Annotated in this window: 14 protein-coding genes; 6 read left to right on the plus strand and 8 right to left on the minus strand. The window is 73.3% G+C overall.

The genetic code is table 11. The annotated features are described in order from the left end of the window. Positions 1–49: 49 nt before the first annotated feature. The 5 genes from IPZ69_RS26055 to IPZ69_RS26075 are packed head-to-tail and all read right to left on the minus strand — an operon-like array spanning position 50 to position 4,084. The gene (locus IPZ69_RS26055; RefSeq protein ID WP_235456908.1) at positions 50–691 is read right to left on the minus strand and encodes an SIMPL domain-containing protein; all 642 of its coding nucleotides are present in this window, start codon (positions 689–691) and stop codon (positions 50–52) included. Next, positions 688–1,752, minus strand: coding sequence for an NAD(P)H-dependent flavin oxidoreductase (locus IPZ69_RS26060; protein WP_235456909.1), 1,065 nt, complete (start codon positions 1,750–1,752; stop codon positions 688–690). Before IPZ69_RS26060 ends, IPZ69_RS26055 begins: the two co-directional genes overlap by 4 nt. After that, positions 1,752–2,492, minus strand: coding sequence for a CoA-transferase subunit beta (locus tag IPZ69_RS26065; protein ID WP_235456910.1), 741 nt, complete (start codon positions 2,490–2,492; stop codon positions 1,752–1,754). The genes IPZ69_RS26060 and IPZ69_RS26065 overlap by 1 nt, the downstream gene beginning before the upstream one ends. Continuing rightward, positions 2,489–3,340: a CoA transferase subunit A gene (locus tag IPZ69_RS26070; protein WP_235456911.1), complete on the minus strand. Its 852-nt coding sequence runs from the start codon at positions 3,338–3,340 to the stop codon at positions 2,489–2,491. Before IPZ69_RS26070 ends, IPZ69_RS26065 begins: the two co-directional genes overlap by 4 nt. Next, positions 3,341–4,084, minus strand: coding sequence for an enoyl-CoA hydratase family protein (locus IPZ69_RS26075; protein ID WP_235456913.1), 744 nt, complete (start codon positions 4,082–4,084; stop codon positions 3,341–3,343). A 101-nt stretch (positions 4,085–4,185) separates the two neighbouring features. Between IPZ69_RS26075 and IPZ69_RS26080 the strand changes: the two genes are divergently transcribed. Both IPZ69_RS26080 and IPZ69_RS26085 read left to right on the plus strand, forming a co-directional pair. Beyond that, the gene (locus tag IPZ69_RS26080) at positions 4,186–4,944 is read left to right on the plus strand and encodes an SDR family oxidoreductase (RefSeq protein ID WP_235456914.1); all 759 of its coding nucleotides are present in this window, start codon (positions 4,186–4,188) and stop codon (positions 4,942–4,944) included. 1 nt (position 4,945) lies between these two features. Beyond that, on the plus strand, positions 4,946–5,851 hold the full coding sequence (locus tag IPZ69_RS26085; RefSeq protein ID WP_235456915.1) for an SDR family oxidoreductase: 906 nt from the start codon (positions 4,946–4,948) through the stop codon (positions 5,849–5,851). Between the two features lie 56 nt (positions 5,852–5,907). Here IPZ69_RS26085 and IPZ69_RS26090 read toward each other — a convergent pair whose 3' ends face one another. Beyond that, a complete protein-coding gene (locus IPZ69_RS26090) occupies positions 5,908–6,399 on the minus strand; it encodes a MarR family winged helix-turn-helix transcriptional regulator (protein WP_235456916.1) in 492 nt (163 codons plus the stop codon). 77 nt (positions 6,400–6,476) lie between these two features. On the opposite strand from IPZ69_RS26090, the gene IPZ69_RS26095 reads away from it, so the two are divergent. Beyond that, entirely contained in the window at positions 6,477–6,875 is a 399-nt protein-coding gene (locus IPZ69_RS26095; protein ID WP_235456917.1) for a hypothetical protein, read from the plus strand. 75 nt (positions 6,876–6,950) lie between these two features. Here the strand turns inward: IPZ69_RS26095 and IPZ69_RS26100 are convergent, their stop codons facing one another. Both IPZ69_RS26100 and IPZ69_RS26105 read right to left on the minus strand, forming a co-directional pair. Next, positions 6,951–7,832 (minus strand): hypothetical protein, encoded by an 882-nt coding sequence (locus IPZ69_RS26100; protein ID WP_235456918.1) that lies wholly within the window; start codon positions 7,830–7,832, stop codon positions 6,951–6,953. 89 nt (positions 7,833–7,921) lie between these two features. Then, positions 7,922–9,679 (minus strand): glycoside hydrolase family 35 protein, encoded by a 1,758-nt coding sequence (locus IPZ69_RS26105; RefSeq protein WP_235456919.1) that lies wholly within the window; start codon positions 9,677–9,679, stop codon positions 7,922–7,924. Between the two features lie 100 nt (positions 9,680–9,779). Here IPZ69_RS26105 and IPZ69_RS26110 point away from each other — a divergent pair, with 100 nt between their 5' ends. The 3 genes from IPZ69_RS26110 to IPZ69_RS26120 all read left to right on the plus strand — a co-directional run bounded on the left by IPZ69_RS26110 (position 9,780) and on the right by IPZ69_RS26120 (position 11,711). Next, on the plus strand, positions 9,780–10,706 hold the full coding sequence (locus IPZ69_RS26110) for a helix-turn-helix domain-containing protein (protein ID WP_235456920.1): 927 nt from the start codon (positions 9,780–9,782) through the stop codon (positions 10,704–10,706). Then, positions 10,678–11,028, plus strand: a complete 351-nt coding sequence (locus tag IPZ69_RS26115; protein WP_235456921.1) for a chorismate mutase — start codon at positions 10,678–10,680, stop codon at positions 11,026–11,028. Before IPZ69_RS26110 ends, IPZ69_RS26115 begins: the two co-directional genes overlap by 29 nt. Before the next feature lie 137 nt (positions 11,029–11,165). After that, positions 11,166–11,711 carry a response regulator gene (locus IPZ69_RS26120; protein ID WP_235456922.1) on the plus strand — a complete coding sequence of 182 codons (546 nt, stop codon included), beginning with the start codon at positions 11,166–11,168 and terminating at the stop codon, positions 11,709–11,711. The last annotated feature ends 55 nt before the right edge of the window (positions 11,712–11,766 follow it).

Consider the following 11,766-nt stretch of genomic DNA (forward strand, 5'->3'; position numbering starts at 1 on the left):
GTTCCGACGGGCCGGCGGCACCGGCCCGTCAGGCTCCGGACGCCGTGCGTCAGCGGCCGAGCGAGAAGCCCAGCAGCACGCCCGCCGACACCTCCACCAGGCCCGGCGCCAGATCACCGGCCGAGCTGCCGCCACCGCCGCCGTGGCCGTGGTACCGGCCGTGCCCGAGCGACTCGGCGTCCACGTCCGTGATGTGCAGCACCGTGCCCAGCGGCACGCCCGCCGCCTCCGTGTACACCTCGGCCTTGCGGCGGGCGGCCGCGACCGCCTTGCGCCGCGCCTCGTCCCGCAGCGCCGGCTTGTCGCGCACGTCGAACTCCACGTGGTCGACCCGGTGCGCACCCGCGTCGACCGCGTCCACGATCAGCTGCTGCAACGCGTCGAGCGCCTCGGTCTCGATGGAGTACGAGGCCTGGCAGCGGTATCCGAGGAACTTCCGGTCGCCGCCGTAACCGTCGTACTCCGAGCTCAGCTTGAGCCGCGATCCCGAGACCGCGGCATCCGCTATCCCGTGCCCGCGCAGCACCTCGCGCAGCCGCGCCACCGCCGCACCCGCCTTCTGGAACGCCTCGTCCGGCGCGGTCTCCAGCACATCCACCGTCAGCTTCACCCGGGCCAGCTGCGGTTCGACCCGCACACTGCCGGCGCCGAACACACTGATGCCCCAGGGCCTGTCGATCGTCTCCGTCATCCGCGCATTGAAGCACCCGCCCCCGGCAGCGCGCCGATGATTTCCCCGGCCTCGGCGATCATCCTTTCCACCAGCTCCGCACACGACGGCAGGTCCTCGATCACCCCGGTGACCTGTCCGGCGGCCATCACCCCGAGGTCCGTACGTCCGTCCACCATCGCGGACTTGAGCAGCATCGGTGTGTTCGCGGCCAGCAGGACCTGACTCCAGGACAGCTCCTTGCCGTGCTTGAGGGCGAGCCCGTCGCGGACCATCTGCCGCCAGCCGAGCCCCGACAGCCGCCGGAACCCCGCCGCCCGGCGGACCGCCCGCAACAGCGCCCGGGTGCGGCCGGTGCGCTCCAGCGAGTCGACCAGCTCCGTGCGCAGCATGCGGTGCGGGAGACCGTCGACCGCCCTGGTGACCGTGACGTCCCGGACCGTGGCCGCCAGATACCGGGCCTTCACCGCGTCCGGCACCGTCGAGTCCGAGGTGAGCAGGAACCGCGTGCCCATCGCGACCCCCGCCGCCCCGTACGCCAGCGCCGCGACCAGGCCCCGGCCGTCGAAGAAGCCGCCCGCCGCCACGACGGGTATCCGCACCGCGTCCACCACCTGCGGCAGCAGCACGGTCGTCGCCACCTCGCCGGTGTGCCCGCCGCCCTCCGCACCCTGCACGATCACCGCGTCCGCGCCCCACGCCGCGACCTTCTCCGCGTGCCGCCGCGCTCCGATCGACGGGATCACGACCACGCCCGCCTCCTTCAGCTCGCCGATCAGCTCGCGGGAGGGCGCGAGCGCGAACGACGCCACCCGCACGCCCTCGTCGATGATCACGCGGACCCGGTCGCCGGCGTCGCCCGCGTCCGCCCGGAGGTTCACCCCGAACGGCGCGTCCGTGCGCGACCGCACCTCGCGGACCGCCGTGCGCAGCTGGTCGAGGGTCATCGTCGCGGAGGCCAGGATGCCGAGCGCGCCCGCGTTCGCCGCCGCCGAGACCAGCCGCGGGCCCGCCACCCAGCCCATCCCCGTCTGCACGATCGGATACCGGACCCCGACCAGCCGGGTGAGCGCGGTCTCCATCAGCCGCTCACCGCCTCCGGCACCTCACGGGCCCGGGCACCGCCGGGATCGAGCACCTCGCGGATCAGGCGCAGCTCCTTTGCCGTGGGCTCACGGGTGTACGGCACGTCCTGGGGCACCACGAGCGCGAAGTCCGTCGCCTCCCGCACCCGCTCCACGCCCACCCCCGGATGCAGCGAGGCCAGCCGCATCGTGTGGTCGGGCGTGGCGAAGTCGAAGACGCCGAGGTCGGAGACGACGCGCGCGATGTGGTGGTAGCGGGCGGTGTCCGGGTGCCGCGCGGCCCGGTCGTACCCCACCCCGCACACCATGTCGACCTGCTCCACGAACACCCGCCGGGAGTGTCTCGGCACCCAGTAACTCGTCGGGTTGTTCAGCGTGTTGAGCGTCGCCCCGCGCACGCCGAGCAGCTGCCGACGGGGTCTGGCCCAGTCGCCGACGCACGAGATGTTCTGGTTGCCGAACCGGTCGATCTGGCTCGCGCCCATCATCACGTGCCGCCGCCCGCCGGCCACCAGGGCCAGATGCTGCCGGTACGGCAGCCAGCCCTCGGGCGTCCCGTCCGGCCGCACGAGCGTCGCCTCGCCGTCGGTCAGCAACAGGTCCGGCGCGAAGGTCAGCCGGGCCAGCCGCGCGCCCAGCGACGGGATCAGCCCCATCGGACTGGCCAGGATCTCACCGGCGCCGCGCCAGGTCTCGGCGCAGGCGATCACGCAGTACTCGGCGCGGGTGACACTCATCGCCCCTGCTCCCTTCGCCAGTCCCGCACCGCCGCCTGGTACCCCTGCTCGTCCCCGTCGAGGAACCGCTCGGCGAACCGCGGCCACGGTGTGGACGCATACTCCTTCTGCAAGCCCTCGTCCCTGCCGTAGTCGGGCGCGCACGAGGTGAAGTGCGCCCCGTTCGGGGCCTCCACCACGCCCGTCACCGTGTGCCGCTTGACGAGCAGCGTCTGCGGAGCAGCCTCCTTCGTCAGCTCGGCCGTGTCGACGATCCGTTCGCAGGAGACGTAGGCCGCGTCCGCCGCCTCGCAGAAGAGGTCGTCGAAATAGGGGTCCGGGCCCAGATACTGTCCGTTGCCCAGCCGGTCGGCGCGGTTGACGTGGACCAGGGCCGCGTCCAGCCGCAGGGCGGGCATGGCCACGAACGTCTCCCCGTCCTCGTACGGCGAGGTGACGGTCCGCAGGCCGGGGTTGACCCGCATCACGTCCGAACCGATCCCCGCCCGCACCGGCAGGAACGGCAGCCGGTTCGCCGCGGCCCGCAGACCCCACAGGAACATGCCCTCATCGACCTCCGTCAGCTCGAAGGCCCCGCTCTCGCGCGCCGCCCGGTAGTGCGGTTCGAGCGGGATCGAGTCGAGGGTGACGAAGCCGGCGACCAGCTTGCGGATCCGTCCGGCCGCGGCGAGCATGCCGACGTCCGGACCGCCGTACGACACGATCGTCAGATCGCCGATCCCGGACCGGAGCAGCGCTCTGACCAGGGCCATGGGCTTGCGGCGGGAACCCCAGCCGCCGATGCCGAGGGTCATGCCGCTCTCCAGGCGCGAGACCGCCTCGTCGGCGGTCATCGTCTTGTCACTCACCTACGCACCCTCCTTCCCGAACGTGTCGCGGACCCGGTCGGCCAGCCCGCTGAGGTTGGCCTCGAAGGTGAAGCCCTGTTCGAAGCGGTAGCTGCGGCGCACGTCGACGGGGTCGATCCCGTTGATGGCCGCCTTGGCCATGCGCAGCAGCCGCCCGTCCTTGGCGGCGATCTCGCGGGCCAGCTCCAGCGCCGCCGCCCGTAATCCGGCACGCGGCACCACGCGCCACACCGAGCCGTGCGCGTGCAGCTCGGCCGCGCTCGCCGTGCGCGAGGTGTAGTACAGCGCGCGCATCAGATGCTGCGGGACCAGCCGGGCCAGATGCGTGGCGGCGCCGAGCGCGCCCCGGTCCAGCTCGGGCAGCCCGAAGGAGGCGTCCTCGCTCGCCACGATCGCGTCCGCGTTGCCCACCAGACCTATCCCGCCGCCCAGACAGAAGCCCTGCACCGCCGCGACGACCGGCGTCTCGCACTCGTACACCGCCGCGAAGGCCTCCGCGCAGCCCTGGTTGGCGCCGATCAGGGCCTCCTGCCCGGCCGCCTGTATCTCCTTGATGTCCACGCCCGCGTTGAACCCGCGCCCCTCGGCGGCCAGCACCACGCAGCGCACCTCGGGATCGCGGCCGGCCGCGCGCACGGCGTCGGCCAGGGCGAACCAGCCGCGCACCGGCAGCGCGTTCACCGGCGGGAAGTCGACGGTGACGACGGAAATCCCCTTTTCCGGGGACGAGGTGGAGACACCCATGGACGCATCAGCTACCTTCGCACTCAGCTGCCTTTCCACCAAACATTTGTTAGGTGTGAGGCTTCGAAGCTAGCAGTCGGCGAAGACGAGCGGGAGGCCCTGTGGATAACTCGCTGCGCGGCAGAACGGTCGTCGTCACCGGCGGCACCCGGGGTGTCGGGGCCGGGGTGGCGCGGGCGTTCGTCGAGGCCGGCGCCCGGGTCGTCGCCTGCGCCCGCCGGCCTCCCGAAGTGCCCGTCGAAGGCGTGGAGTTCGCCCCGCTGGACCTGCGCGACCCGTCCGCCGTCCGCGCCTTCTTCGCCGGCCTGCCCCGGCTCGACGTCCTCGTCAACAACGCGGGCGGCACCCCGTACCGGCTGCTCGCCGAGGCCGACGCCGAGCGGCACGCACGGGTGATCGAGCTGAATCTCGTTGCCCCGCTGACGGCCTCCCTCGCCGCCCACGAGCACCTCCGGCGGACCCGGGGCTCGGTCGTGATGGTCGGCAGCGTCAGCGGCGGTCGCCCCTCGCCGGGCTCGGCGGCCTACGGCGCGGCCAAGGCCGGACTGGAGAACCTGGCCCGCTCCATGGCGGTGGAGTGGGCGCCGGAGGTCCGGGTCAACACCCTGGTCGTCGGCATGGTCCGCACCGAGCTGTCCCACCTGCACTACGGCGGCGAGGACGGCATCGCGGCCGTCGCGCGGACCGTGCCGCTCGGGCGGCTGGCCGCCCCCGCCGACATCGGAGCCGCCGCCCTCTACCTCGCCTCCGACGCCGCCGCCTACATCACCGGGGCGAGCCTGCACGTGCACGGGGGAGGGGAGCGGCCCGCGTTCCTGGACGCCGCGACCGCCAACAAGCCCACCGACAAGGAGGAGTGAGATGAGCGGAATCTGCGCGGGCCGGGTCGTCGTGGTCACGGGTGCCGGGCGTGGGCTCGGACGGGCCCACGCGCTGGCGTTCGCCGCCGAGGGCGCCCGGGTCGTCGTCAACGACCTGGGTGTCGCACCGGACGGCTCGCCCGGCGCCGGCAGTCCGGCCGAGCGGGTCGTCGAGGAGATCCGCGCGGCGGGCGGCGAGGCGGTCGCCCACGGCGGCGACATCGCCACGAGCGCCGGGGCCGCGTCCCTGGTCGAGGCCGCCGTGCGGACGTACGGCCGGCTCGACACGCTCGTCAACAACGCCGGCTTCCTGCGCGACCGCATGCTCGTCAACCTCGACGAGGACGACTGGGACGCCGTGCTCCGTGTCCACCTCACCGGACACTTCCTGCCCCTCAAGCACGCCGCCGCGCACTGGCGTGCCGAGGCCAAGGCGGGCCGGACGCCGGTGGCCCGGATCGTCAACACCAGCAGCGGAGCGGGGCTGTTGGGCTCACTGGGGCAGGGGAACTACAGCGCCGCGAAGGCCGGCATCGTCGGACTGACCCTGGTCGCGGCGGCCGAACTGCGCCGCTACGGCGTGCAGGTCAACGCCATCGCACCGGCGGCCCGCACCCGGATGACGGAACGCACCTTCGCCGAGACCATGGCGGCCCCCGACACGGGCTTCGATGCCATGGCCCCCGAGAACGTCTCCCCCCTGGTCGTCTGGCTCGGCTCCGCCGCGAGTGAGGGCGTCACCGGCCGCGTCTTCGAGACCGAGGGCGGCCGGATCACCGTCATGGAGGGCTGGCGACCGGGACCCGCCGCCGACAAGGGGGCGCGCCGGACACCGGCCGAGGCGGGGGAGACGGCACTGAAACTGCTGGCGGCGTCGCAGACCCCGGGGCCGGTGTACGGGGCGTGAGCGGCTCCGTGCCCGCGAGGCGCGGGCGGCTCGCCGTCCGCGGGGCCTGAGCGGCGCTACGAGCTCAGACGGGCGGCCGCCGTGCGCTGCGCCTCGGCCATGACGGTCAGGAAGCGGATCGCGGTCTCCAGCTCCTCCGTGCTGAACTCCTCGCACGCCGCCACGATGTCGCGCGCCCAGTCCTCGAAGAACACGGCGAGTTCGCCGATCTTCTGCCGGTCCAGCTCGACGAGCACCCGGCGCTTGTCGGTGGGGTGCTTGACCCGGCGGGCGAAGCCCTTGGCCTCCAGGCGGTCCACGAGCCCGGTGACGGATGCGGGGGCCAGGCCGGTCAGCCGAGCGAGGTCCTTCGCGGTGAGCGGGCCGTGACGCTCAAGGAGGTCGAGGGTCTTCTCCTCCGTGGCGTTCAGGCCCTGCTTGGCGGCGATCGCCGAATGGAACATCACGGTGACGCCGCTGTGCACCCGGCCCACCTCCATGAGGCGCTGGAGGGTCTCGGCCCGCCGGTCGCCCTGGGCCCCGCCGTTCGTCTCTCCGCCGCTGCTCATGGCTCCAGGCTGACAAATATTTCGTTCGGCCGAACCAAGGACTTGCGATCACACTCGTACGGTGGGTGTGGTCGGCCGTGAACGACGCGGCCGCCGCGCACACCGGGGCGTGGCCGCTGGTGCCCGGCCTGGTGATCGCCGGGGCCGGACTCGGGTTCCTGGTCGTGCCGCTGGTGAACGTCGTCCTCTCGGCGGTGCCGGGGGAGCTCGCGGGTGGCGCGTCCGGGACCTTCTCCACGGCCCAGCAGTTCGGGCGAGCGCTGGGCGCGGCGGTGGTCGGGACGGTCTTCTTCGACCACGTGGACGAGGGCATGACCGAGGCGCTCGGGGCGGCGATGCCCTGGGTGACCGGCGGATTCCTGGTGTGCGCCGGACTGCGCGCGGCGCTGCCGCGGCGAGCGGTGTCGGGGGAAGGGGCAGAGGAAGAAGAAGGGGAGGAAGGGGCGGCGGGGACAGAGGAGACAGCGGGGGCGTGACGTAACGGAAGACCGGGATCCGGCGGCCGGGGCGGCTTCTCGCCCCGGCCGCCTCCGCCTACTTCGGGGGCCGGCTCACGTGTCGCACTCCAGCACCGTCCGGCACAGCCCGCACCGCGCGCGGACGCGCCCCCGTACCGGCACCCGGATCCGCTGGTGGCAGGTCGGGCACGGGAAGGAGACCCGCAGGACGCCGCCGCCGTCGGGGGCGAAGGTGTAGGGCACCCCGGGCTGGGGCCCGGGGGCGCGGCGCCGGTCGCGGGCGTAGCGGCGGCGGCCCGCCCAGCCCGCGGCGGTCAGCGGGGGCTGCTCCTCGTCCCGGCGGGCCTGAGCCATGCCCTTGACGTACGCCGTGTAGGCCTGGGGGCTGGTGAACCACACCGAGGGGTCCTCGTGGAACACCAGGGAGCGTTTCGCCAGGACGTACCCGAACTCCTCGGGTGTGAGATAGCCGAGCTTCTGGGACGACGCCGAGTCCTCCCGGTACGCGTCCAGCAGGAGCCAGCCCGCGCCCAGGTAGGTCGTCGCCGTGTCCGTGAGGATCTCGTTCTCCGCCGTCGTGGGGAAGGCGAGGTCCATGCGGTGCAGATAGACGTGCATCACCTCGTGGGCGAGGGCCGCGCCGATGTCCCTGCGGTGGGTGCGGAACCGGTCGTTCAGCTCGACGAAGTACTCGGGGCCCGCCGCGAGTTCGACGTTCGCCGCGTGGTTCATCTCCCGGAAGCTGACGATCAGCCGGGCGTCCGGCAGCCGGAAGTGCCGCACGATCTCGCGGGCCACCCGCTGCGCGCCCAGATACAGGTCGTCGGTGTCGCAGAAGGCCACGTCGGCGGGGGCCACGCTGGCCGCGAAGGTCTGGACGGTGTCGCACGACAGGCGCTTGTACAGCGCGGTGATCGCGGCCCGCACCGTCTCCAGATGTGGATAGCCGTGCTCGACCGGTCCGCCGTTCGCCACGCCGTACCCCCAAGGACGTCCTGAACTCCATTCCACTCTAGGCGGGTGTGACCGGATTTTCGCCGGTCAGGTTGCCCGGGGAGGCCGTGTCAGACGGGCAGCAGGCGCGGCGCGGACGGGCCGGGCCCCGACTCCTGCAGCTCCAGCACCCACACCTCGTTCTCGCCCTCCCGCAGCACCGGCCCGGGGACGTACAGCGACCGCTGGGGGCCCACGGACCAGTGGCGGCCGACGCCGAAGCCGTTGATCCAGACGAAGCCGCGCGTCCAGCCGGGCAGTTCGAGCCGCGCGTCCCCGGCCCCGCGGACCGTGACGGTGCCCCGGTACAGCCCCGGCGCACCGCCCGCGGGCAGGGCCTCGAACGGCACCGCCCCCACACCCCCGTCGAAGGCGTCCAGCCGCAGCCCACGCGCGCGTACCCCGTGCAGATACTGCCGCTCGTGCAGGATCCCGCCGGTGACGCCCTTGGCCTCCCCGGTGCGCGGGCCGTAGTTGACCCGCCCCAGGGACTCCACCCACAGCTCCACGCGCGCGTGCCCGGCCACGGGCTCCGCCAGCCGGTCGTCCTCCTCGGTGAGCACCCCGGCCCGCTTCCCGTCGACGTACACCACCGCCAGATCGCGCAGCCCGCGCAGGGTGAGCGGGTACGGCCGGCGCGGACCCGGCACCGTCACCTCGTAGCGGACGACGCCCCGGTCGACGTCCAGCTCCTCGAAGGTGGGCGGCACCGGCCCGACGGTCTCCGGACCGCCCAGCGCCTCCAGTACGTCGTCCAGGGCGGCCCAGGCCGTGAGCCGGACGTCCGCGGGAGCCCCCAACACGGCCGGTGGCGGCGGCGGTTCGGGCAGCGGCTGGGCCGCGTACCCGGCCAGCACCTCGCGGAACCGCCGGAACTTCTCCGTGGGCCGCCCGTACACGTCGATCGGCGCGTCGTAGTCGTACGACGTCACGTCCGGCTGCAACGGCCCCTCGTGCCAGGCGCCGCCGCCCCGGTTGGCGCCCGCCCAGCCGGCGAAACTGGTGCCGCCGTGTGCCATGTACACGTTGACCGAGGCCCCGCACTCCAGGATCTCGCGCAGCGCCCGCGCCGCGTCCTCGGGATCCCGTACGGCGTGCTCGCCGCCCCAGTGGTCGAACCAGCCGCACCAGAACTCCATGCACATCAGCGGCCCCTCGGGACGGTGGCGGCGCAGCGTCTCGAAGGCCATGCGCGCGTGGGAGCCGAAGTTCACCGTGGCCGTCACCCCGGGGAGGGAGCCGCCGGTGAGCATGTGGTCCTCGGGGCCGTCCGAGGTGACCAGCGGCACCGTGATCCCCTCGGCGGTCAGCAGATCGGCCAGGTGGCGCAGGTAGACCGGGTCGGAGCCGTAGCTGCCGTACTCGTTCTCGACCTGCACCAGGACCACCGGACCGCCGCGGCCGAGCTGCCGGGGCACGATCTCGGGCAGCAGACGGTGGAACCAGCGGTCCACAGGCCGCACATAGCGCTCGTCACGGGTACGCACGCGCGTGCCCACCTCGCCCGTCAGCCAATGCGGCAGGCCGCCGTTCTCCCACTCGGCACAGATGTACGGCCCGGGCCGCACGATCGCCCACAGTCCCGCCTCCCGGGCCGCGTCCAGGAAACGGCCCACCGCCCCGACGTCCCGGAAGTCGCCGGGCCGCGGTTCGTGCAGGTTCCAGGGCACGTACGTCTCCACGCAGTTGAGGCCCATCGCGCGCAGCAGCGCCAGCCGGTGCCCCCACTGGGCCTCGTGCACCCGGAAGTAGTGCAGCGCGCCGGACAGCAGCCGCACCGGCCGCCCGTCTAGCAGGAAATCCCCGTCCCCCACCGTGAACCGGCTCATGGCACCACCCTCGCCCCCTGGCGGTGATCAACGCCATGGACAAAGATCGGCGCTGCTTGGACGAACGCCGGTGCCGGAGCCGAGACCAGCAGGAGCACCCGTGTACCAGACCTGGATGCGCTTCTTCACGCCCGCCCCCGCCCACCACCGCCTCGGTCTCGTCTGCCTCGGCGTCGGCCTCCAGCACGGCGCCCTGCCCACCGTCGGCCCGCGCACCCTCGACCACCACGTCGCCGTCGTGATCAGCGCGGGCGGCGGCTGGTACCGGGGCCCCGACGGCCGCCGTACGGCGGTCACGGCGCCCGCGCTGCTGTGGCTCACACCCGGCGTCCCGCACCACTACGCGCCCGACCCCGGCACCGGCTGGGACGAGGGCTTCGTCGACTTCGCCGGGCCCGCCACCGCCACGTACACCGAACTCGGCTACATCGAACCCGAGCGGCCCGTCGTGCCCCTCGCCGACGCCGAGGGACCCCGGGCCGTCGTCGGCCGCATCGTGCGCGCCGCCCGCCGCGGCAACCCCCTGCTGGAGGTGGAGACCGGGGCCGCCGTCCACGAACTGCTCGTCGCCCTGCGCCGCGCCCGCGCCGACCTCGCCCCCGACGGCGAACAGGTGCTGCAGGCCCTCGCCCGGGACGCCTGCCGGCCGATGACCGTCGCCGACCACGCCGCCCGGCACGGCATGACCCCCGCCGAACTGCGCTCCGCCGTCCGCCGCGGCGCCGGCTGCAGCCCCAAGGACTACCTGCTCGGCATCCGCCTCGGCCGCGCCAAGGAACTCCTCGCGACCACCGAACTGCCCGTCGCCGCCGTCGCCCGCCGCGTCGGCTACGACGATCCCGCCTACTTCTCCCGCCTGTTCACCCGCCGCGTCGGCATGGCCCCGGTCCGCTTCCGCGCCCAGCAGGGCCGTGTCGTCCCCGGCGGCTGGAGCGACCGCGTCCCCGACCCCGGCGATCCGCCGATGATCGACCGCACACCGCATAGGGTGGACGCCCATGACCACCAGCAACACCGGTACCGGTGACGTCGACCCCGCCGTCCGCGAGGAACTCGACCGGCTGCGCGACAGCATCGACAACATCGACGCGGCCGTCGTCCACATGCTCGCCGAGCGGTTCAAGTGCACCCAGCAGGTCGGCCGCCTCAAGGCCGTCCACCAGCTGCCGCCGGCCGACCCGGCGCGCGAGGCACGGCAGATCGCCCGGCTGCGCAGCCTCGCCGAGAACGCCAAGCTGGACCCGGCCTTCGCCGAGAAGTTCCTCAACTTCATCATCGCCGAGGTGATCAGACACCACGAGCGCATCGCGGGGGACACCGGCAACGGCCAGCTGCCGGGAGCGAGCTGACCTCGGTCGACGCGAGGGGGTCGTGACAGCGGGGCTCCGGCGCGGCATGCTGCGCTGTGCACTCCTTGTCAGCCGGTGAGCACTCCGTGTCAGTGCGGAGCCGTAAGCTGGTCATCCACGCGGGAGGGACTCGGGCCATGCCGTCGGATGCCAAGATCCTCATCGTCGACGATCACAAGGACACGTTGTACGCGCTGGAGAGCGCCCTGGCCCCGCTGGGCTACCGGCTGGGCCGCGCCACCAGCGGCGACGAGGCGCTCAAGCAAGTACTCCGCGGCCACGTCGGCCTCCTGCTGCTGGACGTCCGCATGCCCGGCGTCGGTGGTCTGGACGTGGTGCGCTATCTGCGCCGGCTGGAGCAGACCCAGCACATCCCGGTCATCCTCCTCACCGGCTTCGGTCCCGACCACGAACTGACCTCCGCCGCCTTCGGGCTGGGCGTGGCCGACCTCGTCCTCAAGCCCATCGACCCCTGGGCCCTGCGCACAAAGGTCCGGTATCTGTACGACGCCCACCAGCGCCACCTCGCCCTGGAGCAGGAGGTCCGCGAGCTGCGCGCGCTGGTCGCGGACCTCACCGACCCCCAGGGCGGCGCCCCACGCGCCACCCTGACCCGTCCGGACACCATGGTTCCGGCGCAGCGGGACGCGCATCTGGGCGCACCGGCGCCCGACCGGACATAAGCCACGTACCGATCCGCCTCTGTGCGCTGTCAGCGACATCGGGCAGCATGTCGTT

The organism is Streptomyces olivochromogenes, from assembly GCF_021538895.1.
GTDB lineage: Bacteria > Actinomycetota > Actinomycetes > Streptomycetales > Streptomycetaceae > Streptomyces > Streptomyces olivochromogenes_A.

Excerpts from the sequence above, each read along its gene's own strand:
- IPZ69_RS26055 (WP_235456908.1), bottom strand. The coding sequence starts at position 691 with ATGACGGAGACGATCGACAGGCCCTGGGGCATCAGTGTGTTCGGCGCC.
- IPZ69_RS26060 (WP_235456909.1), bottom strand. The coding sequence starts at position 1,752 with ATGGAGACCGCGCTCACCCGGCTGGTCGGGGTCCGGTATCCGATCGTG.
- IPZ69_RS26065 (WP_235456910.1), bottom strand. The coding sequence starts at position 2,492 with ATGAGTGTCACCCGCGCCGAGTACTGCGTGATCGCCTGCGCCGAGACC.
- IPZ69_RS26075 (WP_235456913.1), bottom strand. The coding sequence starts at position 4,084 with ATGGGTGTCTCCACCTCGTCCCCGGAAAAGGGGATTTCCGTCGTCACC.
- IPZ69_RS26085 (WP_235456915.1), top strand. The coding sequence starts at position 4,946 with ATGAGCGGAATCTGCGCGGGCCGGGTCGTCGTGGTCACGGGTGCCGGG.
- IPZ69_RS26090 (WP_235456916.1), bottom strand. The coding sequence starts at position 6,399 with ATGAGCAGCGGCGGAGAGACGAACGGCGGGGCCCAGGGCGACCGGCGG.
- IPZ69_RS26105 (WP_235456919.1), bottom strand. The coding sequence starts at position 9,679 with ATGAGCCGGTTCACGGTGGGGGACGGGGATTTCCTGCTAGACGGGCGG.
- IPZ69_RS26115 (WP_235456921.1), top strand. The coding sequence starts at position 10,678 with ATGACCACCAGCAACACCGGTACCGGTGACGTCGACCCCGCCGTCCGC.
- IPZ69_RS26120 (WP_235456922.1), top strand. The coding sequence starts at position 11,166 with ATGCCGTCGGATGCCAAGATCCTCATCGTCGACGATCACAAGGACACG.